Annotated in this window: 18 protein-coding genes; 13 read left to right on the top strand and 5 right to left on the bottom strand. The window is 73.9% G+C overall.

What is annotated here, in order from left to right; genetic code table 11:
- Positions 1-54: 54 nt before the first annotated feature.
- Positions 55-1,887, bottom strand: coding sequence for an asparagine synthase (glutamine-hydrolyzing) (gene asnB, locus ABT238_RS05815; RefSeq protein ID WP_350755654.1), 1,833 nt, complete (start codon positions 1,885-1,887; stop codon positions 55-57).
- Between the two features lie 221 nt (positions 1,888-2,108).
- Between asnB and ABT238_RS05810 the strand changes: the two genes are divergently transcribed.
- The 5 genes from ABT238_RS05810 to ABT238_RS05790 all read left to right on the top strand — a co-directional run bounded on the left by ABT238_RS05810 (position 2,109) and on the right by ABT238_RS05790 (position 5,282).
- Positions 2,109-2,480, top strand: coding sequence for a BlaI/MecI/CopY family transcriptional regulator (locus ABT238_RS05810; RefSeq protein ID WP_350570893.1), 372 nt, complete (start codon positions 2,109-2,111; stop codon positions 2,478-2,480).
- Entirely contained in the window at positions 2,477-3,361 is an 885-nt protein-coding gene (locus ABT238_RS05805; RefSeq protein ID WP_350570866.1) for a M56 family metallopeptidase, read from the top strand. The genes ABT238_RS05810 and ABT238_RS05805 overlap by 4 nt, the downstream gene beginning before the upstream one ends.
- Before the next feature lie 141 nt (positions 3,362-3,502).
- Positions 3,503-4,006 carry a metallophosphoesterase family protein gene (locus tag ABT238_RS05800; protein WP_350570867.1) on the top strand — a complete coding sequence of 168 codons (504 nt, stop codon included), beginning with the start codon at positions 3,503-3,505 and terminating at the stop codon, positions 4,004-4,006.
- A gap of 126 nt (positions 4,007-4,132) precedes the next feature.
- Positions 4,133-4,639 (top strand): hemerythrin domain-containing protein, encoded by a 507-nt coding sequence (locus ABT238_RS05795; RefSeq protein WP_350570869.1) that lies wholly within the window; start codon positions 4,133-4,135, stop codon positions 4,637-4,639.
- A 100-nt stretch (positions 4,640-4,739) separates the two neighbouring features.
- Positions 4,740-5,282 carry a hypothetical protein gene (locus tag ABT238_RS05790; RefSeq protein ID WP_350755652.1) on the top strand — a complete coding sequence of 181 codons (543 nt, stop codon included), beginning with the start codon at positions 4,740-4,742 and terminating at the stop codon, positions 5,280-5,282.
- A gap of 25 nt (positions 5,283-5,307) precedes the next feature.
- On the opposite strand, the gene ABT238_RS05785 is transcribed toward ABT238_RS05790, so the two are convergent.
- Positions 5,308-6,336 (bottom strand): C40 family peptidase, encoded by a 1,029-nt coding sequence (locus tag ABT238_RS05785; RefSeq protein ID WP_350755650.1) that lies wholly within the window; start codon positions 6,334-6,336, stop codon positions 5,308-5,310.
- Between the two features lie 388 nt (positions 6,337-6,724).
- On the opposite strand from ABT238_RS05785, the gene ABT238_RS05780 reads away from it, so the two are divergent.
- Genes ABT238_RS05780 through meaB form a run of 3 tightly spaced genes read left to right on the top strand, consistent with a single transcriptional unit; the run spans position 6,725 to position 11,880 of the window.
- Complete coding sequence (locus tag ABT238_RS05780; protein WP_350755648.1) at positions 6,725-8,668, top strand: methylmalonyl-CoA mutase subunit beta; 1,944 nt, start codon at positions 6,725-6,727, stop codon at positions 8,666-8,668.
- Positions 8,665-10,869 (top strand): methylmalonyl-CoA mutase, encoded by a 2,205-nt coding sequence (scpA, locus tag ABT238_RS05775; protein WP_350570874.1) that lies wholly within the window; start codon positions 8,665-8,667, stop codon positions 10,867-10,869. Before ABT238_RS05780 ends, scpA begins: the two co-directional genes overlap by 4 nt.
- Before the next feature lie 12 nt (positions 10,870-10,881).
- Positions 10,882-11,880: a methylmalonyl Co-A mutase-associated GTPase MeaB gene (gene meaB / locus ABT238_RS05770; RefSeq protein WP_350570876.1), complete on the top strand. Its 999-nt coding sequence runs from the start codon at positions 10,882-10,884 to the stop codon at positions 11,878-11,880.
- Here the strand turns inward: meaB and ABT238_RS05765 are convergent.
- Complete coding sequence (locus ABT238_RS05765) at positions 11,858-12,340, bottom strand: ATP-binding protein (RefSeq protein ID WP_350755646.1); 483 nt, start codon at positions 12,338-12,340, stop codon at positions 11,858-11,860. The genes meaB and ABT238_RS05765 overlap by 23 nt on opposite strands.
- 196 nt (positions 12,341-12,536) lie before the next feature.
- Here ABT238_RS05765 and ABT238_RS05760 point away from each other — a divergent pair, with 196 nt between their 5' ends.
- From ABT238_RS05760 to ABT238_RS05750, 3 genes are read left to right on the top strand one after another with little or no spacing between them, the layout of a single operon-like run.
- Positions 12,537-13,292: a helix-turn-helix domain-containing protein gene (locus ABT238_RS05760; RefSeq protein WP_350570880.1), complete on the top strand. Its 756-nt coding sequence runs from the start codon at positions 12,537-12,539 to the stop codon at positions 13,290-13,292.
- Positions 13,293-13,309: 17 nt separating this feature from the next.
- Entirely contained in the window at positions 13,310-13,777 is a 468-nt protein-coding gene (locus ABT238_RS05755) for a hypothetical protein (RefSeq protein ID WP_350755806.1), read from the top strand.
- Between the two features lie 22 nt (positions 13,778-13,799).
- Entirely contained in the window at positions 13,800-14,108 is a 309-nt protein-coding gene (locus ABT238_RS05750) for a putative quinol monooxygenase (RefSeq protein ID WP_350755644.1), read from the top strand.
- Between the two features lie 107 nt (positions 14,109-14,215).
- On the opposite strand, the gene ABT238_RS05745 is transcribed toward ABT238_RS05750, so the two are convergent.
- The gene (locus tag ABT238_RS05745; protein ID WP_350570883.1) at positions 14,216-14,818 is read right to left on the bottom strand and encodes a superoxide dismutase; all 603 of its coding nucleotides are present in this window, start codon (positions 14,816-14,818) and stop codon (positions 14,216-14,218) included.
- Between the two features lie 344 nt (positions 14,819-15,162).
- On the opposite strand from ABT238_RS05745, the gene ABT238_RS05740 reads away from it, so the two are divergent.
- Positions 15,163-17,490 (top strand): M9 family metallopeptidase, encoded by a 2,328-nt coding sequence (locus ABT238_RS05740; RefSeq protein ID WP_350570885.1) that lies wholly within the window; start codon positions 15,163-15,165, stop codon positions 17,488-17,490.
- A 64-nt stretch (positions 17,491-17,554) separates the two neighbouring features.
- On the opposite strand, the gene ABT238_RS05735 is transcribed toward ABT238_RS05740, so the two are convergent.
- A complete protein-coding gene (locus ABT238_RS05735) occupies positions 17,555-23,446 on the bottom strand; it encodes a WD40 domain-containing protein (protein ID WP_350755642.1) in 5,892 nt (1,963 codons plus the stop codon).
- A gap of 160 nt (positions 23,447-23,606) precedes the next feature.
- Between ABT238_RS05735 and ABT238_RS05730 the strand changes: the two genes are divergently transcribed.
- A complete protein-coding gene (locus ABT238_RS05730) occupies positions 23,607-24,809 on the top strand; it encodes an ArsB/NhaD family transporter (protein ID WP_350755640.1) in 1,203 nt (400 codons plus the stop codon).
- Position 24,810: the final 1 nt, after the last annotated feature.

The raw sequence follows: 24,810 nt of genomic DNA, 5'->3' as shown, positions 1-24,810 counted from the left end.
CTGCTCCTCCGGCAGCCTAACGGGGCCGGCGAGGAAGGGAGCGCGGACGAACGGTCAGACGGCGAGCGCCGGGCGGTGGTGGTCCAGCCAGAGGGCGAGGTCCACGACCCGCTCCAGTCGCAGCCGGTGGCCCCACTCCAGCTGGTCGGCCGGCGTGTCCAGGCTGCTCTTGATCACCGTCTCGTCGGCGATGTCCCGCACGTGCGGCGCGTCCAGCGCCTCGCGCGCGAGCCGCTGCAGACCGCTGTTGTAGTCGGCGTGGTGGGTGGCCGGGTAGTGGTTCTTCGGCCGCCAGAGCACCGAGTCCGGGGCGATGCCCTGCCCGGCCGCGCGCAGCAGGCTCTTCTCCCGGCCGTCGTAGTTCTTCATCGCCCACGGCGTGCTGAACGCGTACTCGACCAGCCGGTGGTCGCAGTACGGCACCCGCACCTCCAGGCCCTGGGCCATCGACAGCCGGTCCTTGCGGTGCAGCAGCTGGCGCAGCCAGCGGGTCAGCGACAGGTGCTGCATCTCGCGCTGCCGGTGCTCGGCCGGGCTCTCGCCCTCGACGTGCGGGACGGCGGCCAGCGAGGCGGCGTAGGTGTCGTCGCGGAACTCGCCGATCCGCAGGTGGGCGGCGAGTTCCGGGTTGATCGGCATGGCCGCCTCGTCCCCGGTGACGAGCAGCCAGGGGAAGGTCCGCGCGGCCAGCGCCTTGGGGTTGTGGAACCACGGGTAGCCGCCGAACACCTCGTCGGCCGCCTCGCCGGAGAGCGCGACCGTCGAGTGCTTGCGGATCTCGCCGAACAGCAGGTAGAGCGAGGTGTCCATGTCGCCGACGCCGATCGGCGAGTCCCGGGAGACGACGACGGCCCGCCGGTTCTCCAGGTCCAGCAGGGTGCGCGGGTCGAGCACCACGGTGGAGTGCTCGCTGCCGATGAACGCCCCGGCCTCGGCGGCGTACGGGGTGTCGTGGCCGGTGCGCAGCACGTCGCCGGTGAACTGCTCGGCCTGGTCGCTGTAGTCGACGGCGTAGGAGCGCAGCTTGGCCTGCGGGCCCTCCTGGACGCGCAGTTCGTCGGCGACCAGGGCGGTCACGATGGTGGAGTCCAGGCCCCCGGAGAGCAGGCTGCAGAGCGGGACGTCCGCTTCCAGCTGGGCGCGGGCCGCGCGGTTGACCAGCTCGCCGATCCGCTCCTTGGTGGCGTCCAGGTCGTCGGCGTGCGGGCGCGCGGTGAGCTCCCAGTAGCGGCGCTCGCGCACGCCCGAGCGGTCGAGGACGAGCAGCCCGCCGGGGTGGACCTCGCGGACCCCGGACCAGACCGTGGGGCCGGTGTTGAAGAGCAGGCTGTAGGCCTCGCGCAGGCCGTCGGCGTCGACGGTGGGAGTGACCCCGGGGTGGGCGAACAGCGCCTTGGGCTCGGAGCCGAAGACCAGGCCGCCGTCGACCTCGGCCCAGAACAGCGGCTTGACGCCGAGCCGGTCGCGGACCAGCAGCAGCCGCTGCTCGCGCTCGTCCCAGACGGCGAAGGCGTACATGCCCTCCAGCCGGTCGACCAGGGCGTCGCCCCACTCCTGGTAGGCGCGGAGCACCACCTCGGTGTCGCTGCGGGTCTCGAAGCGGTGGCCCCGGGCGCGCAGTTCGGTGCGCAGCGCGTGGTGGTTGTAGACCTCGCCGCTGTAGGTGAGCACGGCGGCCGGCTCCTCGGGGCGGTCGGCCATGGGCTGGGCGCCGCCCTCGATGTCGATGACGGCGAGGCGCCGGTGGCCGAGGGCGGCGTGACGGCCGAGCCAGACACCGCCGGCGTCGGGGCCGCGCAGGGTCATGGTGGCGGTCATCGCCTCGATGACGGGGGCGCTGTGGCGGACGTCCTGGTGGAAGGACACCCAGCCGGTGATTCCGCACATGCGCGAGCACTCCTTGGACGAGCTGACAATCGGATCCGGCCCACCAGTCGGACAAGCGGGGGCGGTGGTTCCACGGATTCGGACACTTTTCCGGCCACGTCCCGGCGCCCGCCCACCTGCGCGTCCGCACGGCGGCGGCCGTACGATGGGCGGCGACCACGACAGCGGGACAGCGGAACAGCAGGACCAGAACAGCGGGACGGCAGAGGAGCGGACGGGTGCTGCGCGGATTCGGCGATCTGGAGGCCGAGATCATGGACCGGCTCTGGTCCTGGGCCCGCCCCGCCACCGTCCGCGAGGTCGTCGACGACCTGCAGCGCGAGCGCCCAGTCGCGTACACCACCGTCAACACGGTCGCCGACATCCTGCACACCAAGGGCTGGCTGCGCCGCGAGAAGGTCGGCCGCGCCTGGGTCTACGAGCCGACCTGCACCCGCGAGTCGTACACCGCGCAGCTGATGCACCAGGCGCTGGAGACCACCTCGGACCGGGCCGGGGCGCTGCTGCACTTCGTCGACCGGATCAGCGGCGACGAGGCGACGGCGCTGCTCGCCGCCCTGGAGCAGGTCAAGGCCCGGGACGACGCCCCGTGACCCTGCTCCTGCTCGCGCTCCACCTGGTCCTGGTCGGCTTCCTGCTCCCCCGCCGGCTGGCCGGCTCGCGTCGGCTCCAGGCCCGGCCGGTCCTCGGCAGCGCCGTCTGGCTGGCGCTGATGGCCTCCTTCGGCACCGGTCTGCTGCTGGCCGCGCACCATCTGCTCGCCCCGCTCGGACACGAGCCGGCCGGGCTGGTCGGCCTGCTGCCGCACATCGAACCGCCCACCGCCGCACCGCACGCGCACGACTGGTGGGTGCCGGCCGCGGCCGTCGGGGCGGTCGCGGCGGTGGCGGCGGCGCTGGCGGGGCGGGCCGCGCGGGCCCGGCGGCGGCACCGGACGGCGCTGGACCTGGTGGCCGCCCGGGATCCGGGGAGCCCCCTGCTGGTGCTGGACGACCCGCGGCCCGCCGTCTACTGCCTGCCCGGCCGCCGGGCCCGGGTGGTGGCCACCCGCGGCGCCCTGGACCTGCTGGACGAGCGCCGGCTCGCCGCGGCCGTCGCCCACGAGCACGGCCATCTGCGGGGCCGTCACCACCTGGTGCTGCTCGCCGCGGACACCTTCGCGCTGCTGCTCGGCCGCCGGCTGCCGCTGGCCCGCCTCGGGCGGGCGGAGGTCGCGCTGCTGCTGGAGATGGCGGCCGACGACGCCGCGCTCGCCCGGGTGACGCGCACCGACCTGGCCGGCGCCCTGTGCGCGCTGGCGACCGCCGACGCCACCGCCCCCGGACCGGGCACGCTCGCCGCCACGTCCACCGGCGTGCTCGCCCGCGTCCAGCGCCTCGCGCGCACCCCCGCGCCCCCGGCGCGCGCCTACCGGCTGGCCGCCCTCGCCACCCCGCTGCTCCCCTACCTGCTCGCCTGCGCCCCGCATCCGTAGCACGCCCCGGCGTTTCGGCGTCCCTGTGTTTCGGCGTCCCGGTGTCCCCGTGCCCCGCCGCTTCGGCGTTTCGGCGGCGCTCGGCCGGAGCGCTCCCGGGAGGATCGGACCCACCGCCCGCCACACCCGCCGGAGCCCCGGATGCGCCTGCTGATCACCTCCGACACCCATGTCCCGCCGCGCGCACGGCAGTTGCCCGCGCCGCTGCTCGCCGCCGCGGAGGAGGCCGAGGTGGTGTTCCACGCCGGAGACTGGGTCGACACCGCCACCCTGGACCTGCTGCTGGCGCGGTCCGCGCGGCTGGTCGCCGTCCACGGCAACAACGACGGACCGGCGCTGCGCGAGCGCCTCCCCGAGGTCGCACGGGTGGAACTCCAGGGCCTGCGCTTCGCCGTGGTGCACGAGAGCGGCCCGGCCCGGGGCCGCGAGGAGCGGTGCGAGGCGCGCTTCCCCGACACCGACGTGCTGGTCTTCGGCCACAGCCACATCCCCTGGGACAGCACCGCGCCCGGCGGCCTTCGGCTGCTCAATCCCGGATCGCCCACCGACCGCCGCCGCCAGCCGTTCGCCACGTACCTGACCGCCCGGGTGGACGACGGCCGCCTCACCGACGTCCGGCTCCACCGTCTGCCGCCCCGCTCCTGACCGCGGACGGGAAGCACGGACGGTCTTGCCGTCCGGCCCGGCCGCGTGATCGAATCGCCCGAGCATCGCGTGCCGGTGGCGGACCGCGCCAGGCATGGAGGTGCGGAACCGAAGGGACGGCCGATCATGGCTTCCCCCGTCGGCGACCGCGCGGTCGCCCTCAGTCTCCAGCTCTCCCGGACCCACCGGGACCTGCTCCGCCGGATCGACGACCTCAGGTCCGGCGACGACCCCGGCACCCTTCTGCCGGACGACGACCCGCTCGCCGCCCACTGCCTGGCCTTCTGCGACGCCCTGACGTCCCATCACCAGGGCGAGGACGACGGCCTGTTCGCCCAACTGCTGCGCGAACGCCCCGCTCTCGCGCCGACGATCGCCAAGCTCGTCGAGGACCACGAGCTGATCTCCTCGATCCTGTCGAGGGTGCGCGACCTCGCGCTGCGGTCCGCGAGGACGGACGCCACCGAGCGCAAGGCGATCCGGGGCGAACTCGACGGCCTCTCGGCGATCATGCACTCCCACTTCCGGTACGAGGAACGGACGATCAGCGCGGCCCTCGACGCCACGTCGCCGGTCGGCGACTGGCCCGACACGGTCTTCCACCCCGACGGACCCGGACGTCCGGCCGTCTGACCCCGGCCGCGCCCGCTCCCGCGGTCCCGCCGCCCGGCGCGGCTCGGCGCCCACGCGCAGGCGTGGACGCCGACCGCCCGGGCAGCCGCCCGGCACGGACGTGACGCACCCGACCCGGCCACGCGCCGGAGGACCCACCCCCGCGCCCGGGGACACCCGGCCGGACCGCCGGTGGCTCGGGATCCACCTCAGCGACCACCTGGCCGGAGCCACGCCCGGCCTGGCGCTCTCCCGCCGGGCCGGCCGGGCCCACCGGAAGGACCCGCTCGGCCCCGGCCTGCGCCGGCTCTCCCAGGAGATCGCCGAGGACCGCGGGGCCCTGCTCTCCCTGATCCGGCGGCTCGACCTGCCGGTGCGGCGACACAAGGCCGCCGCCGCCTGGCTCGGCGAGAAGGCCGCCCGCCCCAAGCCCAACGGCCGCCTGCTGAACCGCTCGCCGCTCAGCGACGTCCTGGAACTGGAAGCGCTCGCCCTGGGGATCCGGGGCGAGGCGATGCTCCGGCGGACCCTGCTGCAGATCGCCGACCGCCACCCCGCCCCGCTCGACCCCGGCCGCCTCGAACGCCTCGCCGATCGCGCCGACCGCCAGGCCGGCGAGGTCGACACCCTGCGCGCCGCCGTCGCCAGGGAGGTCCTCGCCTGACCCGCCACGGCCGTCCGCCCGTGGATCAGGGGCGGACGGCGCCGACGTAGGGCATCGCGTCGATGGGCAGGACCTCGACGTTCTTGCCGGTGCGCGGGGCGTGGATCATCTTGCCCTCGCCGATGTAGAGGCCGACGTGGTGCAGGTCGGCGTAGAAGAAGACCAGGTCGCCCGGCTGCAGGTCGGCGCGGGCGATCCGGGCGCCGGCCTTCCACTGGTCCTGCGAGACGCGCGGGAGCTTGACGCCCGCCGCGCGGTAGGCGGCGCCGGTCAGGCCGGAGCAGTCGTAGCCGGACGGGCCGGTGGCGCCCCAGACGTAGGGCTTGCCGAGCTGGGCGTAGGCGAACTGGACGATGGTGGCGGCCCGCCCGGTGGCGGGGCCGGCGTAGGCGGGGCGCTCGGCGGCGGAGCGGGAGGCGCGGGTGGCGGCGGCCTCCTGGGCGTTGACCTTGGCGCGGTCGGCGGCGCTCAGCTTGTTGAGCAGCGCCTGCGCCTTGGCCAGCTTCTCCTGGATCGCCTTCTTCTCCGCCGCCAGGGCGGTGCCGGCCCCGTCCAGCTGGGCGAGGGTGGCGGTGGCCTCGGCGCGGTCCTGGTCCAGCCGGCGCTGCTCGTCCAGGGCCCGGCGCAGCAGCGCCGCCTGGGAGTCGACGACCTGGTTCTGGGCGGAGGCCCGGGCCAGGTAGCCGCCCGGGTCGGAGTCGAGCATCAGCTGCACGGACGGGTCGATGCCACCGTTGCGGTACTGCTCGGCCGCGATGCCGCCGAGCTGGGTGCGCAGTTCGTTCATCGCCTCCTGGCCGCGGGCCACCTTCTCCTGGATCCGGTTGGCATCGCCCTGGAGCGTCCGCTGCTTCTCCTGGAAGCCGTTGTAGCGCTCGATCGACTGCTCGGCCTCCTCGTTCAGCTGGTCGACCTGCTCCTTGACGGCGGCGAGACCGGGCGTCGGCTCGGCCTGGGCGGGGCCCGCGGTGAGGACGACGCCGCCGGCCATCGCGGTGGTGACGACCGCCAGGCGGGCCCGGCTCGGCGGGCTGGGCTTGCGGCGCTTTCCCATGACGGCTGACTCCTCGGGGCAGGACGGGACAGGACGGGACACGGTGGAACGGGGCGGGACGGGACACGGCGGGGCACGGCGGAGCGGGGGAGGGAACGCGGGCAGGGGCGATTCCGGGGGGAGCGTCACCCTCCGCCCGCGTTCTACGAAGTAAGTTAATAGATGATGCCCGCCGTTCCGCAAGCCGCCCATCGCACGACCACGCCGCATCCACTGTGCGACCACCCCGCGACCACTTCCGGGCCACGCCACAGCCACGCCACAGCCACCGCGCACCCACCCCGCAGCCCCCGCCCGGCACCGGTAGTGCAACAGAGTGCAGAGCGAGGGCAAGGTCACACCCTCCGCCTCTCCTGCACCGCCGCGAACGGGCGCTAACCTGCGGGGCATGACGGTCCCGCCCGAAGGGCTTCCCCTGGCCGCCGAGTTCCCGGCCGCCCACCGCGAGCAGTGGCAGACCCTCGTCGAGGGTGTGCTCCGCAAGTCGGGGGCGCAGCCCGAGGACGGCGCCGCGGCCGAGCACGCGCTCAGCACCGCGCTCCAGGACGGGCTGCGCGCCCGCCCGCTGTACACCGCCGAGGACGCCCCGGCCGGCCCGGGCTTCCCCGGCTTCCCGCCGTTCGTCCGCGGCGCCCGCCCGCAGGGCGCCGCGGTCGCGGGCTGGGACGTCCGCCAGCGGCACGGCGACCCCGATCCCCGGCGCACCAACGAGGCGGTGCTGGCCGACCTGGAGCACGGCGGCGGCTCGCTCTGGCTGCAGCTGGGCGGCGCCGGCCTGCCGGTCACCGCCCTGGGCGAGGCGCTCACCGGCGTCTACCTGGACCTGGCCGGGGTGGTGCTCGACGCGGGCGCCGAATTCCCCGAGGCCGCCGACCGGTTGTTCGAGCTGTACCAGGAGCGCGAGGTCTCCCCGGGCTCCGCCGCCGGCACCCTGGGCGCCGACCCGCTGGGCCTGCAGGCCCGCACCGGCGACGCCGCGCGCACCGACGCGCTGCTCGCCGGGGCCGCCGCGCTCGCCACCCGCTGCGCCGAGGGCTTCCCCGGCCTGCGGGCGCTGGCCGTCGACGCGCTGCCGTACCACGAGGCGGGCGCCTCGCCCGCGCAGGAGCTGGGCGCCTCGCTGGCCACCGGCGTCGCCTACCTGCGCGCGCTGACCGACGCCGGGCTGTCGGTGGACGCCGCGCTCGGCCAGCTGGAGTTCCGCTACGCCGCGGACGCCGACCAGTTCCTGACGATCGCCAAGTTCCGTGCCGCGCGCCGCCTGTGGGCCCGGGTGGCCGAGGCCTGCGGCGCCTCCCCGGCCGCCTCGGCGCAGCGTCAGCACGCCGTCACCTCCGCGGTGATGATGACCGCCCGCGACCCGTGGGTGAACATGCTCCGCACCACGATCGCCTGCCTGGCCGCCGGGGTCGGCGGGGCGGACGCGGTGACCGTGCTGCCGTTCGACGCGGCGCTCGGCCTGCCGGACGCCTTCGCCCGCCGGATCGCCCGCAACACCCAGGCGATCCTGCTGGAGGAGTCGCACCTGGCCCGGGTGGTCGACCCGGCCGGCGGCTCCTGGTACGTGGAGCGACTGACCGACGAACTGGCGCACGCCGCCTGGGCGTGGTTCCAGGAGATCGAGCGGGCCGGCGGCCAGCGCGCCGCGCTGGAGTCGGGCCTGGTCGGCGAGCGGATCGCCGCGACCTGGGCGGAGCGCTCGGTGCGGCTCGCCAAGCGGCGCGAACCGGTCACCGGCGTCAGCGAGTTCCCGAACCTCGGCGAGCAGGCGCTGGTCCGCGAGCCGGCCCCGGCCGCTCCGGGCGGCGGGCTGCCGACGGTGCGCCGCGCCGAGGCCTTCGAGGCGCTGCGCGACCGCTCGGACGCGCGGCTCGCGGCCACCGGCGCCCGGCCGCGGCTGTTCCTGGCGTCGATCGGCACCGCCGCCGCGCACACCGCGCGCACCACCTTCGCCGCCAACCTGTTCCAGGCCGGCGGCATCGCCACCACCGCGCACGAGGGCACCGACCCGGCGGCCTTCGCCGGGGCGTTCGCCGCGAGCGGCGCCGCGGTGGCCTGCCTCTGCTCCAGCGACGCGCTGTACGGCGAGCACGCCGAGGCGGTCGCCGCCGCGCTCCGGGCGGCCGGTGCCAGCCGGGTGCTGCTGGCCGGCCGGCCGGGCGCGACGCCGCCGGCGGGCGTGGACGGGTTCGTGTTCGCGGGCGGCGACGCGGTCGCCGTCCTGACTTCCCTGCTCGACCTGCCCGACCAGCCCGACCAGCCCGACCTGCCCGACCGGCCCGGCGCGCCCGCGCCGGTCGACGCGCCCGACGCGATCGGAGTGGCCCGATGATCCCCGACTTCACCTCGATCGGGCTGGACGGGGACTCCCCCGCCGACGTCACCGACGGCCAGTGGCGCGCCGCCTGGCGGCAGGCCACCGGCAAGGACGTCGAGGAGCAGCTCTGGGACACCCCCGAGGGCATCGGCGTCAAGCCGCTGTACACCCCGGAGGACCTCGCGGGCCTGGACTTCCTGGGCACCTACCCGGGCATCGCCCCCTACCTGCGCGGCCCGTACCCGACGATGTACGTCAACCAGCCGTGGACGGTGCGCCAGTACGCCGGCTTCTCCACCGCCGAGGAGTCCAACGCCTTCTACCGCCGCAACCTGGCCGCCGGCCAGAAGGGCCTGTCGGTCGCCTTCGACCTGCCGACCCACCGCGGCTACGACAGCGACCACCCGCGCGTCACCGGCGACGTCGGCATGGCGGGCGTGGCGATCGACTCGATCTACGACATGCGCCAGCTGTTCGACGGCATCCCGCTGGACCGGATGTCGGTGTCGATGACGATGAACGGCGCGGTGCTGCCCGTCCTCGCGCTGTACATCGTGGCGGCCGAGGAGCAGGGCGTACCGCCCGAGAAGCTGGCCGGGACCATCCAGAACGACATCCTCAAGGAGTTCATGGTCCGCAACACCTACATCTACCCGCCGCAGCCGTCGATGCGGATCATCTCGGACATCTTCGCGTACACCTCGCAGAAGATGCCCCGGTACAACTCGATCTCCATCTCCGGCTACCACATCCAGGAGGCCGGGGCCACCGCCGACCTGGAGCTGGCCTACACCCTGGCCGACGGCGTGGAGTACCTGCGGGCCGGCCTGGACGTCGGTCTCGACGTGGACGCGTTCGCGCCGCGCCTGTCGTTCTTCTGGGCGATCGGCATGAACTTCTTCATGGAGGTCGCCAAGCTGCGCGCGGCCCGCCTGCTCTGGGCCAAGCTGGTCAAGCAGTTCGACCCGAAGAACGCCAAGTCGCTGTCGCTGCGCACCCATTCGCAGACCTCGGGCTGGTCGCTCACCGCCCAGGACGTCTTCAACAACGTCACCCGCACCTGTGTGGAGGCGATGGCCGCCACCCAGGGCCACACCCAGTCGCTGCACACCAACGCGCTGGACGAGGCGCTGGCGCTGCCGACCGACTTCTCCGCCCGGATCGCCCGCAACACCCAGCTGCTGCTCCAGCAGGAGTCCGGCACCTGCCGGGTCATCGACCCGTGGGGCGGCTCGGCGTACGTCGAGAAGCTGACGAACGACCTGGCCAACCGCGCCTGGCAGCACATCCAGGAGGTCGAGGCGGCCGGCGGCATGGCCAAGGCGATCGACGCGGGCATTCCCAAGCTGCGCGTCGAGGAGGCCGCCGCCCGCACCCAGGCGCGGATCGACTCCGGCCGCCAGCCGGTGATCGGCGTCAACAAGTACCGGGTGGAGAGCGACGAGCAGATCGAGGTGCTCAAGGTCGACAACTCCGCGGTGCGCGCCCGCCAGATCGAGAAGCTGCGCCGGCTGCGCGAGGAGCGCGACGAGGCCGCCACCCGCTCCGCGCTGGAGGCGCTGACCCGGGCCGCCGAGGCCGGTCCGCAGCGCGGCGGTTCGCTGGACGGCAACCTGCTGCACCTGGCGGTGAACGCGGCCCGCGCCAAGGCCACCGTCGGCGAGATCTCGGACGCCCTGGAGAAGGTGTACGGCCGGCACTCCGGCCAGATCCGTACCATCTCGGGTGTGTACCGAGACGAAGCGGGCCCGTCGGCCCCCCTGCAGCGCACCCGGGACCTGGTCGAGCGGTTCGAGCAGGCCGAGGGCCGCCGCCCGCGCATCCTGGTCGCCAAGATGGGCCAGGACGGCCACGACCGGGGCCAGAAGGTGATCGCCACCGCCTTCGCCGACCTCGGCTTCACGGTGGACGTCGGCCCGCTGTTCCAGACTCCGGCCGAGGTGGCCCGCCAGGCCGTCGAGGCGGACGTGCACATCGTCGGCGTCTCCTCGCTGGCGGCCGGCCACCTCACCCTGGTGCCGGCGCTGCGCGCCGAACTGGCCGCGGCCGGCCGCGAGGACATCACCATCGTGGTCGGCGGGGTGATCCCCCCGCAGGACTTCGACGCGCTGTACGAGGCGGGCGCCGCGGCGGTCTTCCCGCCCGGCACGGTGATCCCGGAGGCCGCCTACGACCTGCTGAAGTCGCTCGCCGCCGACCTCGGCCACGAGCTCTGAGGCGCTGAGCGGATGGCGCCCCGGACGATCGACCTCGACAGCTACGCGACGGGTGTGCGGGAGGGCTCGCGCGCGTACATCGCGCGGGCCATCACCCTCGTCGAGTCCATCCGGCCGGACCACCGCGCGCTGGCGCAGCAGCTGCTGACGATGCTGCTGCCGCACGCGGGCGGGGCGGTGCGGGTGGGCATCACGGGGGTGCCCGGGGTCGGCAAGTCGACCTTCATCGACGCCTTCGGCACCATGCTCACCGGGCTCGGGCACAAGGTCGCGGTGCTGGCCGTCGACCCGACGTCCAGCCGCACCGGCGGCTCGATCCTGGGCGACAAGACCCGGATGGAGCGCCTGGCCGTCGACCCGCACGCCTTCGTGCGCCCCTCCCCCACCTCCGGCACGCTCGGCGGGGTGGCCAAGGCCACCCGGGAGTCGATGCTGGTGATGGAGGCGGCGGGCTACGACGTGGTGCTGGTGGAGACGGTCGGCGTCGGCCAGTCGGAGACCACGGTGGCCGGCATGGTGGACTCCTTCCTGCTGCTGTCGCTGGCCCGCACCGGCGACCAGCTGCAGGGCATCAAGAAGGGCGTGCTGGAGCTCGCCGACGTCATCGCGGTCAACAAGGCGGACGGTCCGCACGAGACCGACGCCAAGGGCGCCGCCCGGGAGCTCGCGGGCGCGCTGCGGCTGCTCCAGGCCCCGGACGCGCCGTGGACGCCGCCGGTGCTGACCTGCTCGGGGCGCGACGGCAGCGGTCTGGACACCGTCTGGGAGCGGCTCCAGCAGCACCGCAAGGTGCTGGACGCGACCGGCGCGCTGGCCGCCAAGCGGCGCGACCAGCAGGTGGAGTGGACCTGGGCGATGGTGCACGACCAGCTGCTGGCCCGCCTGCACGCCCACCCCGAGGTGGGGCGGCTGGTCCCGGAGCTGGAACGGCGGGTGCGCGAGGGCACGATGACTGCCACCCTGGCGGCGGACAGAATCCTGGACGCCTTCAGCACGCCACCGGCGAGCTGAGCACGAGGCCGAGCGCCGTGCCCCACCCATGCGTGGGGCACGGCGCTTCGTCCTGCTCGGGGACCTCGAACCAGACCACCTTCCCCGGGCCTTCGGGGTACCAGCCCCACGCAACGGCCAGCGCCTCCACGAGCAACAGCCCACGCCCGCCCGTTTCTTCGGCCCCGCGCTCCCGCCTCGGGAGCACGGGGCACCGGTCAGTCACCTCGACTCTCAGTCGCCCCGGCCGCCGCAGCACGGTCACGGCACAACGGTCCCCGGTGTGCAGCAGCGCATTGGCGATCACCTCACTGGCACACAGCTCCAAGTCCTTGAACACGTCGCCCGAGAGCGGCACACCCCACTCCCGCACGATCGCCCCCACCAGCCACCGCGCCGCCGGCAACGCCTCCGGTGCCGGCGGCATCCCCCATTCCAGCGGAACCGGGAACCGGGCACTGCTGAGCGGGCTGACCACCATGAACGCCTCCACGTGGACGGGGCAGGAATGCTGCCGGTGCGAGGCCGCACGTCAAACAGAGCGGCCTGTCACCGACAGTCAACAAGTGGTCACGTGTATGGGACGATCGATGATGCGGCGCCCGCATACGCGTATGCGGGCGCCGCATCGGAGCGCGTCGCCGGCCCCGGGTGGGCCCGTAGCTTCGGGTGGGCTGGTGAACTGGAACTCGGTCGTGGTCCGGGAAGCGTCCCGGACCGGGAACTACGGCAAGGTCGTCGAACTGGCTCGAATCCACCGGCGGCTGACCCAACTGCAGTTGGGTGCGGCGTGCGGACTGTCGCAGTCGGCCGTCTCCCGGCTGGAGAAGCGCGGCAGCGGACCGTACGCCATGGACGTCCTGCTGCGGATCTCACGACATCTGGAGATCCCGCCGGCCGTGCTGGGCCTGGCCGGCCCGCCGACGCGGACGACGAAGGGAGGCGAGAACGTGGAAAGGCGTCAGTTCCTGGGCGCGGCGGCGGCGATCGCCGTCGCCGCGCCCGTTCTCGCCGTCGTCGACCACGTCATGGACGAGACCGAGCCGCAGACAGGCTCCGGCTCGCCACGACCTCGTACCGGAGGCTGGACGGTGTTCACCTTCGACGAATCCAAGATCGCCGCGGTCCGTGTCAACTGCGGCGCCAAGTTGGGGCTCGCCACATGGACGTCCGAGGGCGTCCGCTCCCCGGCCGCCACCGGTCACGCGAAACAGCGGGCGCTGCTGTTCATGGATGTGGCGGCGGGCCACCTGGCCGCGGGGCGGGTCGAGGCGGCGTTCGCGCTCGGCGGCCAAGCCCTGGAGATCGGCCTCCAGTACCGCTCGGGACGGATCGTCGAAAGAGGCCGTTCCCTGCGGAGATCGTTCAGCACGTCCTCGCCGTCCAAGGCCGTTCGTGAATTCGACGAGCGGCTGCACGGCGTACACCTCTAGGAAGGAGCACGACGCGGATCGGGATCACGGGGCACCGGGGGCTGGACGCCGAGCTGGAGCAGAAGGTCCGACAGCTGCTGGCCGACTCGCTGGCGGGCGAAGACACGTCCGAACTCACCGTCGTGTCCTGTATCGCGGACGGGCCGGATGCGTGGATCGCCGAGCTCGCGCTCGACCGGGGTGCCCGGCTCGAAGTGGTCGTCCCCGCCCAGCGGTACCGCGAGGGCCTGCCGGAGTGGCACCACCCGGTCTACGACCGTCTCCTCCGGGACGCCTCCGAGGAGCACCGCACCGGCCGGGTGGAGTCGGACGAGGCCGCGCACATGGCCGGGAGCGAGCTGCTCGTCGGCCAGGTCGACCGGCTGATCGCCGTCTGGGACGGACTGCCCGCCCGGGGCTTCGGCGGGACGGCGGACGTCGTCGCCCACGCACGGCGGCTGGGTGTTCCCGTCCAGGTGCTCTGGCCCGCCGGGGCCCGGCGCTGAGCGATCGAGGAAGGGGAGGAGCATGGGATTCGGCCTCGTTGTACGGTTCGTGGCCCGTGATGCGACAGCCGCTCACGCCTTCGACGAACTGGCACGGGAAGCACTCGAAGGGATCCGCGCCAAGGAGCCCGCGACTCTCGTCTACGTCAATCACGCCGTGCCGGACGAGCCGCGGGTCCGGGTCTTCTACGAGCTGTACGCGGACCGCGAGGCGTTCGAGGAGCACGAGCGGCAGCCCCATGTCCGCCGGTTCCTGGCCGAGCGCGGCCGGTGCCTCGAATCGTTCGAGGTCACGTTCCTGGACGAGATCGACGGCAAGGGGTCTGCCTGACGTGCACGGAAGGGCCCCCGGACGGTTCGCACCGTTCGGGGGCCCTTCGTTACCTGCCCTGCCCTGGGTCAGGTGTTTGCGGGCGGCTCACCCCAGAACCAGCGGGGTCAGGCGCTCTTCGCCGCCGTGAAGCGGGCCGAGACGTCCTGCCAGTTGACGACGTCCCACAGGCGGGTGACGTAGTCCGGGCGGACGTTGCGGTACTGCAGGTAGTAGGCGTGCTCCCAGGCGTCGAAGGCCAGCAGCGGGGTGGTGCCCTGGCCGACGTTGCCGTGGTGGTCGTAGACCTGCTCGACGATCAGGCGGCCGGCCAGCGGCTCCCAGGAGAGGATGCCCCAGCCCGAGCCCTGCACGCCGGTGGTGGCGTTGGTCAGCTGCTTCTTGAACGCCTCGAAGCTGCCGAAGTGCTCGGTGATGGCGTCGGCCAGCTCGCCCTCGGGGCGGTCGCCGCCCTCCGGGGAGAGGTTCTGCCAGAACAGCGAGTGCAGCACGTGGCCGGAGAGGTGGAAGGCGAAGGTCTTCTGAAGGCCGACCAGACCGCCGAACTGCTCCTTGTCACGCGCCTCGGCCAGCTGCTCCAGGGTGTCGTTGGCGCCCTTGACGTACGCGGCGTGGTGCTTGGAGTGGTGCAGCTCCAGGATTTCCGCGGACATCGCGCGCTCCAGCGCGGAGTAGTCGTACGGCAGGTCGGGAAGCGAGTAGGTGCCCATCAGGACACGGCCCCTTTCGGCGGGTTCAACGGTGACGATCGTGCCGGGTCAACACTATTGCGTATCAGTTGCAAGAACGAAGCAGGGGCTCCTGCATATTCCGCAAGTCGCGCCGGAGATCCACGCCGACATCGGCGCCGACATCGGCACCGGCCGTTGAGGCTGGGTCAATTCAGGACAAAGGCCGCATTCGTCAGGCCTATGACAACGTTTCGATTGCGGCGAACGATTCTTCGATCTCCGGTCTTCCCACCGCACTGTGACCTGTGCCATTTTACATGTCACACATCGAGAGGCCGCGCCCCCCATACCGCGGCCCCGAACGGCCCCGGAGGCCCCCACAGATGCGTCCCTTCCGGATATCCACGGCCAACGCGCGCAGGCTCCCTGCGCTCGGTGCCGCCTTCTTCATCGCCCTCGGCCTGTTCGCCCCCCAGAGCCAGGCCGCCCCGGCCGGCTCCGCCACGGCCCCGGCCGGCAGCAGCGCCGCCTCGTCGACGCCGCGGTCGATCCCGGTGCCCAAGTCCCCCGACGCGAAGAGCACCAGCCCCTTCAAGCTCTCCGCCCAGGACAGCGCCGAGGAGCTGGCCCCGCCGGCCGCCCCGGCCACCCAGCCGGCGAAGGCCGCCAAGGGCTTCTCGGCCGCGGCCGCCGAGCCCTGTCCCGACCTCTCCGGAGTGCTCAGCGCCACGGGCAGCGCGCTGGTCCAGCAGCTCAAGGCGCTGCCGCGGGTCGACTGCACCTACCCGCTGTTCAACCTCACCGGTGACAGCGTGAAGGCCTTCCGCGAGGCCAACATGGTGACCGTCGCCAACGCCCTGCGCGACGCCTCCGCCACGTACCCGGGCGACAACAGCACCAACATCGGCCAGCTGGTCCTGTTCCTGCGCGCCGGCTACTACGTGCAGTGGAAGTACCCGGACCTGGTCGGCGCCTACGGCCCGACGCTGAAGGGCGCGACCGGCGCCGCGCTGGACGCCTTCTTCGCCTCGGCGCACGGCAAGGACGTCACCGACGCCAACGGCGCGCTCCTCGTCGAGGTCGTCAAGGTGATCGGCCAGAGCGACACCCTCGGCCGCGAGGCCGGCGTGTTCAAGTGGCTGCTCTCCAGCTACAACGGCAGCTGGCCCACCCAGATGACCAACACCGTGTCGGAGTTCGACTGGGTCCTCAAGGACGCCTACGAGTCCAAGACCGACGCCGCCGGCTGGAAGGCCGCCCTCAAGGCCGACCCCTCCCTCCTCAACAGCTGGTCCGGCTTCATCACCCGCAACGACTCGCAGCTGAACCGCTGGGACGTCGTCAGCAACATCGGCCGCTACCTCGGCCACGCCCTGCAGGTCGACGAGCTCAAGCCCGCGCTGCGGCCGGTCCTGAAGGACCTGATCAACCGCTACCCGAACGTCGGCCCGACCGCCCCGATCACCATGAACCTGGGCTGGGCCACCCGCCAGTTCGACAAGGGCAACTGCGCGGCCTACGGCATCTGCGACCTGAGCACCCGCCTCATGCCGGTGATCCTGCCGATCCAGCGGGTCTGCAACGACGGCCTGAAGATCAAGGCCCAGGACATGTCCCCCGGTCAGCTGGACGCCACCTGCACCAGCCTGATCAACCAGGACGCCTACTTCCACAAGATCATCGGTGACAAGGGCGCCATCCCCGGCGACGTGAACACCAACCTGGAGGTCGTCGCCTTCGACGACTACGACCAGTACTCGCTGTACGCCTGGGCCTTCTACGACATCGACGTCGACAACGGCGGCATGTACGAGGAGGGCGACCCGAGCAAGGCGGGCAACCAGGCCCGCTTCATCGCCCACGAGGCGTCCTGGCTGCGGCCCTCGTTCTCGATCTGGAACCTCAACCACGAGTACACCCACTACCTCGACGGCCGCTACAACATGGGCGGCGACTTCGAGGCCAGCCAGACCACCCCGACCATCTGGTGGGTCGAGGGCATCGCGGAGAACATCTCCTACGGCTACCGCAACGAGCGCAACGCCGACGCGATCACCGAGGCCGGCAAGAAGACCTACAAGCTCAGCGAGCTGTTCGACACCGTCTACGGCCAGACCGCCGACGCCGACGAGAACTCCAACCGGGTCTACCGCTGGGGCTGGCTGGCCGTGCGCTACATGCTCCAGGAGCACCGCTCCGACATCGACGCGGTGCTCACCAAGTACCGTGCCGGCGACTTCAACGGCGCCCGCACCATCCTGAAGCAGACCATCGGCACCCGCTACGACGCCGGCTTCGACGCCTGGCTGACCAAGTGCGCCGCCACCGACTGCGGCCCGCTGCCGGAGGCCCCCACCGGTCCGGTCACCCCGACCACCCCGCTCTGCACCATCCCCGACACCCGCCAGTTCGACAACAACTGCCGCCGTGACAACCTGGCCGCCGTCACCGGCAACTACAGCTACCACTTCATCAACCTGCCGGCCGGCGTCAAGACGCTGACCATCACCAGCAGCGGTGGCACCGGCAACGCCGACCTCTACTACGGCGGCTCCAACTGGGCCACCACCACCAACGCCCTGGCCAAGTCCACCAACGCCGGCAACGGCGAGACGCTGACCATCACCAACCCGCCGTCCGGCTGGGTCTACTTCAGCCTCGCCGCCCAGCAGAGCTTCACCGGAACCACCCTCTCCGTCCAGTACCAGTAACGGACCCCGCACCACCAAGGGCCCCGCCGGTTCGCCCGGCGGGGCCCTTCGCCGTCGCCCGCGGCTACAACTCCTCCTCCGGGGCGAGGCGGTGGACACCGGGGAGGTGGGTGTCGAGTTCGCCGGGTTCGAAGCGGCACATGCCGACGGCGTGCCAGAACTCGCCGGCCACGTCGCCCTCGCACTTGTAGGCGCCGGAGGGCAGCAGGGCGGCCCAGCCGTCGGGGGCGCCGAGCAGGGTGGCGAGGGCGGTGGGGCGGCCGTCGGCGGGGACGCGCCAGAGCCGGACGGTGCCGTCCTCGCCGCCGCTGGCCAGCAGCGAACCGTCCGGGCTGAAGGTGACGGCGAGGATCCGGCCGGTGTGGCCGCGCAGGCCGGCCAGTTCGGCGCCGCTGAGCGGGTCCCAGATCCGGACCACGCGGTCGTCCCCGGCGGTGGCGAGCAGCGGGCGGTGCGGGTGCGCGGCGGCCGTCCACAGCCGGCCGACGTGACCGGTGAGGCGGTGGCGGACGGCGCGGTCGGCCCAGATCAGCGCGGTGCCGTCCCAGGAGGCGCTGGCCAGCCAGTCGCTGTGCACGGACGGCGCGACGGCGTACACCCGGTCGGTGTGGCCGTCGAGTTCGGCCTCGACCCGGCCGGTCGCGATGTCGGAGATCCGCACCGTGGTGTCGTCGCACCCGGTGAGCAGCTGCCGCCCGTCGGGGCTGAAGGCGATGGAGCGGACCCGGCCGCGGTGCTCGCGCAGCGTGGTGAGGTGGGCGCCGGTGCGCCGGTACCAGATGCGGACGGTGTCGTCGTCGTTGGCGGTGGCGACGAGGACGCCGTCGGCGCTGAAGGCCTCCGCCCAGACGTGCTCGGTCTCGACGTCCATCTCGCGCAGGTACTCGCCGGTGCGGGCGTTCCACAGGCACAGGTCGCCGTCGTTGGTGGCGGTGGCCAGCACGGCCTCCTCCGGGCTGAACACGGCGGAGACCAGCCGGCTGCTGCGGCCGGAGAGTTCGCGCAGGCGCCGGCCGGTGGCCGGGTCCCAGACCCGGATCGCGCCGTCGTTGCCGCCGGCCGCGAGCAGGGTGCCGTCGCCGCTGAAGGTGAGCGATCCGATCCGCCGGCCGTGGCCGCGCAGCAGTTGCCGGCTGCGGCCGCTGGGCGGGTCCCAGAGCCGGACCCGGCCGTCGTTGCCGCCGGTGACGAGCAGCGGGTCGTTCTCCGCGCCGCCGCGCCCCGAGCCCGGCCGGAACCGGCAGGCCCAGACCGAGCCGCGGTGCTCGGGCGGCTGGCGGCGCAGCGGCACCACCTCGCGCGGCCCGGCGGCGCCCGAGGCGGCCGCGCTCTCGGGGGCGCCGACCCGCCAGACCCGGACCCCGCCGTCGCTGTCGCTGGCCGCGAACCGGGTGCCGGCCTCGTCGAAGGTGACCTGGTAGATCTTTCCGGTGGAGTCCTCGGCCCGGCCGGCGACGGTGCCGTCGAGGGGGTTCCAGAACCGGATCTGGCCCTCGGTGTCGCCGCTGGCGAGCAGGTCGCCGTCGGGGTGGAAGGCGAGGGTGTAGATCCGTCCGGCGTGGCCGGGCATGCTGTGGCGCAGCCGGCGCCCGGCCACCTCCCAGATCCGCACGGTGCCGCCGGTGCCGTCGTCCGGTCCGCCGTCGGCGGTGGCCACCAGGGTGCCGTCCGGGCTGAACGCGGAGCGGTAGACGGTGCCGCGGTGGCCGGGCAGGACGGCGAGCCGGCGGCCGTTGACGGTGGACCACAGGCGGGCGCCGCCGCCCTGGTCGCCGGTGACCAGCACGGTGCCGTCGGGGTTGAACACGGCGGTGTAGACGGGCGCGGCGTGGCCGGGCAGGCGGTGCAGCGGCTCGCCGGTGGCGGTGTCCCAGAGGGTGACGACGCCGTTGAGGTCGCCGGTGGCGACCAGGGTGCCGTCGGGGGCGAGCGAGACCGGCCAGACGCCGCCGGGGTGGACGTCCAGGCGGTGGCGGCACTCGCCGGAGACCGGGTCCCAGAGCCGTACGGTGCCGTCGGCGCTGCCGGTGGCGAGCACGTCGCCGGCGAACTTGACGACGTAGACGCGGCCGATGTGGTCCTTGAGGGTGCGCAGGGCGACGCCGGTGACGGCGTCGCAGACCAGCACGCTGCCGTCCTCGGAGCCGACCGCGAGCAGGTGGCCGTCGCGGCTGAAGGCGACGGGTTCGGGCAGCCGGGTGGAGCGCACGTCGAAGCCGTAGGGGACCCCGACCTCGGAGGGGCTGAAGCCGGCCTCGACGGGCAGGCCGGGGGCTATGGCGGCGGCACGCAGTTCGGGGGCGGCCAGCACCTCCTCGTCGGTGACGGCGGAGATCAGCGCGGCCCGCTGCCAGCGGCTGCCGCGCAGGCGGGCGCCGCGCAGGTCGGTGCGGATCAGCCGGGCGCCGTGCAGGTCGGCGAAGCGCAGGTCGGCGCCGCTGAGGTCGGCGGAGTCCAGGCGGGCGTCGGCGAGCCGGGCGCCGCGCAGGTCGGCGCCGGCGAGGTTGGCGCCGAGCAGCCGGGCGCCGCGCAGGTCCGCGCCGAACAGGTCGACGCCGGACAGGTCGCGGTGCGAGAGGTCCTCGCCGGCCAGGGTGGCGCCGCGCAGGTCGGTGTGGGCGGGCACGCGCAACCGGTCGAGGACCTTGACGGCGTTGAGCCGGGCCGCGTCGGAGGTGGCCTCGGAGGCGTCCAGGACGGAGCGGGCCCAGCGCTGGCAGAGCTGGTGGTCGGCGAGGTCGCAGAGGAACTCGACGGCGAGGCGGCTGAGCGGGCCGCGGGCGAGCAGGGTGCTGTCGCCCTGCCGCAGCGCCTCGGCGGCGGCCCGGGCGACCAGCCACTCCGCCACCGAGCTGTGGATGAAGTGGAACATGCCCTCGTCGGAGCGGACCAGCAGGCTGCCGGAGCCGACGGCGTGGGCGACCTGCGGGGTGGGCATCCGGTTCTCGGTGAGGCCGCTGAGCACGCCGGCGATGTCGACGATCTCGTCCAGCGGGATGGAGCTGCGCCCGCTCTCCCACAGGCGCAGCGCGAGCAGGGTGACGGCCTGCCAGAGCTGGTCGAGGTGCAGGCCGGGGGCGGCGCCGGGGCCGCCGTGGCCGCGCTGCTCCTCGAACCGCAGCCAGGAGGTGAAGACCTCCTGGTAGAGGCCGGCGGCGCTGAGCGCCCGGCCGGCCCCGGCGACGGCGCGCAGCCGGTCGTGGTCGAGGTCGGCGACGAAGCTGAGCAGGCGGGGGTTGCGGCACAGGGCGAGCAGGTCGGGGATGGCCTCCAGCAGGCGCATCCGGCGGTCGGCGGCCTCCTGGTCGCCGTAGCGGTTGCCGAGGTAGCCGCGGATCTGGTGCGGGGTGAAGTCCTGGACGGCGATCAGCCGGCGCTGCGGCAGCAGGCCGACGCGTTCGCCGAGCGCGGTGAGCACCTGCTCGTGGGAGCTGAAGTGCTGGGTGCGGCTGGTGACGACGATCTTGGCGTTGTCGACGGCGGCGTCGAGCAGTACCTGGAGGTGGTCGGCGGCGCGTTCGTAGCTGACCCGGTTGACGAGTTCGTCGAAGCCGTCGAAGAGCAGCACGACGCGGCCCTGCCGGAGCATGTAGCGGAAGGCCCGCAGGTCGAGGGTGTCGATGCCGTGCTCGGTGAGGTGGGCGGCGACCAGGCCGTCCAGCGAGTGCGCCTTGTCCAGTGCGCTGAGTTCGATGAACAGCGGTGACAGGTGCGGGAGTTCGGCGGGCAGCCGGCGGGCGAGCTCGCGCAGGGCGAAGGTCTTGCCGCGGCCGAAGTCGCCGAGCAGCAGGACGAAGCGGCCGTGGTCGGAGTCGAGCAGCCGGAGCAGTTCGTCGACCAGGCCGTCGCGCTCCTCGGCGCCGGGGCGTTCGGTGTCGCGGTAGCGCTGCGGCAGGTAGAGGTTGGGGTGGTACTGGCTGTCGGTGGCGAGCCGTTCGGTCTGGGCGGCCACGTGGCCGCGCAGGTCGATCAGGCCCTGGAACTCCAGGAAGCTGCGCAGCCGCACGCCCCGGCGGCGGGCCCGGTCGCGCAGTTCGCGCGAGGGCGGCGGGCCGTCGTGGACGAGTTCGGCGTCGAGGGTGGCGCCGTCGGCGTGCACCGCCTCGGCGAAGCGCTCGACCTCCTCCTCGGTGGGGGTGCCGACGCTGGCGGCGACCCGCTGCTGGCGGACCAGGCCGCCCTCGGCCCAGGTGACGAAGAGCTGGCCGGCGGTGCCGGCGACGGGGCGGATCTGGGCGCCCGGGTGGCGGGTGCGGCAGACCTCGGCGACCCGGGCGAGCAGGGCCTCCTCCGGGGTGGCGAGCGCGCGGGTCTCGTGGTCGGTGTCGGCCGGTTCGCGGACCTCGTCCAGCTGCGGCGGGCCGGCCTGCGGGGCGGGTTCGGGGGCCGGGAAGGCGCGCTGGGCCCGGCGCCAGGGCACGGTGAGCCGCTGCTGTTCGGCGGTGGGGGCGGGCCAGCGGGTGAGGCCCTCGCGGGTGAGCCGCAGCAGCTGGTGGGCGCCGGGGGCGGCGGCGCCGAGCACGGGCAGTTCGCCGGCCGAGGTGGTGAGGGTGCGCGGGGCGGTGCGGCCGTCGCCGGGGCCGTGCAGCAGCAGGTGGAGGCGGGGCGCGGTGAGCCGGGTGAAGCGGTCGCCGTCGCGCAGCGGTTCGGCGTCGCCGCGCGGGCGGGCGGGCGCGAGGTTGCCGGAGCGGGGGCCGGGGCCGGTGGCGGCGACCGGGTGGCGCACGGCGCCGATCCGCAGCCAGCCGTCGTTCTCGTAGGGGCGCAGCGCCTGGGCGAACCAGGCGGCCTGTTCGGGGCCGAGCCAGCCGTAGCGGTCCTCGGGCCGGTGGGTCCAGGCCATCGAGGAGTTGAGCCCGGCGACGACGGTGCCGAGTTCGGGCACCGGGAAGAGCGTCCAGGGCTGGGCGCTGTCGAAGACCACGTCCAGGCCCTGGTAGAACTCCCGGAACAGCCGGGCGTAGTGGCGCCACTTGGGCCAGTACGGCGCGGCGGGGCGCAGTTCGTCGGCCTCGCAGGTGGCGAAGTAGGCGCGGGAGGCGGCCTGGCTGACGTCCTGGCCGCCGGGCAGCAGCGCCACCCGGTGCGGTTCGAGGCCGAGCAGGGCGCGGATGCCGGTGAGGAAGGAGAGCGCCTGCTCGCATTCGCGGGGGCTGCCGGTGGCGGTGAGGTCGCCGGTGACGACGACGAGTTCGGGCGTGGGGGCGCCGGCGTCGGCGAGTTCGACGAGGTCGCCCCAGATGGCGGCCTGGAGGTCGACCGGGTCGGCGCCCTGGCCGAAGGCGGGCCCGGCCAGGTGCAGGACGGTGACCGCCTCGCGGCCGCCGGGGCGCCCGGCGGCGGGCGGGTACTCGGGCTGGACGGAGGGGCGGCGGCGTCCGGACCGGCCGGTGCCGCCGGCCTGGCGCGGGGCGGGGACGGGGCTCTCCCGCGCGGTGAGGGGCCCCCGGGCCTGCACGGCGCCGTCCGGGAGGCCGTCGCCCGGGTAGCCGGGGACCAGCTCGGGGCGGGCCCGGCCGTCCATCGCCTGGGCGACCCGGGCGAGCAGCAGCTCGCGGGCGCGGGCGGGCTCGCCGACGCCGACGAGGTCGATGTAGGTGAGGGTGGCGAGCAGGCCGTCCACCGGGATGTCCTCGATGCGGACGGTCAGCAGCCGGCGCTCGGGGGCGTCCGGGTCGGCGCGCAGCGCCGCCTGCCACTCCATCCTGCCGTAGCGCGAGCGTTCGTAGTTGCGCGAGAGCAGCGCGATGACGGCGGCGGACTCGGTCACGCCGCGGTCCATGAAGTCGACGAAGTTGGTGCCGGGCACGAAGTCCCAGGCCTGGAGGAAGGCCCGGTAGCCGGCCTCTTCCAGGGTCCAGGCGATCCAGGCCGCCCAGCGTTCGTCGGCAGGCGAGTACGAGATGAAGAAGTCGATCGGCCCGGGGCCACCCGGGCTCGCGTCAAGAGCCCCCATGGAAGGAGCTTATGACCGATCCGGAGATGCTCAACCCTCTTTCACCGCAACGGGTCCGGGTGGTTTTCGGGCGCCGCCCGTCGAACGCGTGACCGGAGTCCGGCCCTCCGTGCGGACCGCGGCCTCGACCGGCAACGCCTCGTGTGCGACCCTGACCTCCGTGTTCGCGTACTGGCCCGCTGTCAAGCGGCTGCACCCCCTGGACCTGCTGGCCGCGGGACTTCTCGCCTGCGGCCTGCTCTTCCTCGCCACCGGTCTCCTGCCGGCCGACTCCGCCGGAGCGGCCGTCCAACGGATCGCCCCGCTGCTGGCGTTCCTCGGCTCGGTGATCGTGCTCGCGGAACTCACCAGCGCCGCCGGCGTGTTCGACGTGGTGGCGGCCTGGGTGGCGCGGGCCGGGCGGGGCAGCTATCCCGCGCTGTTCCTGCTCTGCGTCGCCTTCGCCGCGCTCACCACGACGGTGCTCAACCTGGACACCACCGCCGTGCTGCTCACCCCGGTCATGCTGGCGCTGGCCGGCCGGGTGGGCATCGCCCCGCTGCCGCTCGCGATGACCACGGTCTGGCTGGCCAACACGGCGAGCCTGCTGCTGCCGGTCTCCAACCTCACCAACCTGCTGGCCGCCGACCGGGTCGCGCTCTCCCCCGCCGGCCTGGCCCGCGCCATGTGGGCGCCGCAGCTGGCGGCGCTGCTGGTCACCATGGCCTGCCTGTGGGGCTTCTACTGGCGGCGCGGACGGCGCGGCGCGGACGTCTACGTGCCGCCGCAGGCGCACCGCCCCGCGGACCGGACGCTGTTCCGGGTCTGCGCGCTGGCCTGCACCGGCTTCCTGGCCGCCAGTCTGGCGGCGGTCGTCCCGCTCTGGGCGGCCTCGGGCGCGGCCGCGGCCGTGGTGGTGGCGGCCTTCGCGGTGCGCCGCCCGGAGGCGCTGCGGACCTCGCTGGTGCCGTGGCGGCTGCTGGTGATGGTGCCCGGCATGTTCCTGGTGGTGCAGACGGTGGACGCGCACGGGCTGCACCGGCTGCTGGCCGACGCGATCGGCACGGACGGCGGCACCCTCGGCCTCTTCCGGGCCTCCGCGGTCGGCGCGGGGCTGTCCAACCTGCTCAACAACCTGCCGGTCTACCTGGCCGGCGAGGCGGCGGTGCCGGAGGGCAACCACACCCAGCTGCTGGCCCTGCTGATCGGCACCAACGTCGGCCCGCTGGTGACGCCGTGGGCCTCGCTGGCCACCCTGCTCTGGTACGAGCGCTGCCGGTCGGCGGGCCTGCGGGTGCCGCTGCGCGGCGTCGCCGCGACCAGCGCGGTGCTGGCCCTCGGCGGCGTCCTCCTGGCGACGGCGGCGCTCGCGCTGACCGGGTGAC

Source organism: Kitasatospora sp. NPDC001527, from assembly GCF_040298605.1.
GTDB lineage: Bacteria > Actinomycetota > Actinomycetes > Streptomycetales > Streptomycetaceae > Kitasatospora.
This window is presented reverse-complemented; position numbering and strand designations above follow the sequence as displayed.

Bases quoted from the DNA above. Each gene is read 5' to 3' on its own strand.
- asnB (WP_350755654.1), bottom strand. From the start codon at position 1,887: ATGTGCGGAATCACCGGCTGGGTGTCCTTCCACCAGGACGTCCGCCAC.
- ABT238_RS05800 (WP_350570867.1), top strand. From the start codon at position 3,503: ATGCGCCTGCTGATCACCTCCGACACCCATGTCCCGCCGCGCGCACGG.
- ABT238_RS05795 (WP_350570869.1), top strand. From the start codon at position 4,133: ATGGCTTCCCCCGTCGGCGACCGCGCGGTCGCCCTCAGTCTCCAGCTC.
- ABT238_RS05785 (WP_350755650.1), bottom strand. From the start codon at position 6,336: ATGGGAAAGCGCCGCAAGCCCAGCCCGCCGAGCCGGGCCCGCCTGGCG.
- ABT238_RS05780 (WP_350755648.1), top strand. From the start codon at position 6,725: ATGACGGTCCCGCCCGAAGGGCTTCCCCTGGCCGCCGAGTTCCCGGCC.
- scpA (WP_350570874.1), top strand. From the start codon at position 8,665: ATGATCCCCGACTTCACCTCGATCGGGCTGGACGGGGACTCCCCCGCC.
- meaB (WP_350570876.1), top strand. From the start codon at position 10,882: ATGGCGCCCCGGACGATCGACCTCGACAGCTACGCGACGGGTGTGCGG.
- ABT238_RS05765 (WP_350755646.1), bottom strand. From the start codon at position 12,340: ATGGTGGTCAGCCCGCTCAGCAGTGCCCGGTTCCCGGTTCCGCTGGAA.
- ABT238_RS05750 (WP_350755644.1), top strand. From the start codon at position 13,800: ATGGGATTCGGCCTCGTTGTACGGTTCGTGGCCCGTGATGCGACAGCC.
- ABT238_RS05745 (WP_350570883.1), bottom strand. From the start codon at position 14,818: ATGGGCACCTACTCGCTTCCCGACCTGCCGTACGACTACTCCGCGCTG.
- ABT238_RS05740 (WP_350570885.1), top strand. From the start codon at position 15,163: ATGCGTCCCTTCCGGATATCCACGGCCAACGCGCGCAGGCTCCCTGCG.
- ABT238_RS05735 (WP_350755642.1), bottom strand. From the start codon at position 23,446: ATGGGGGCTCTTGACGCGAGCCCGGGTGGCCCCGGGCCGATCGACTTC.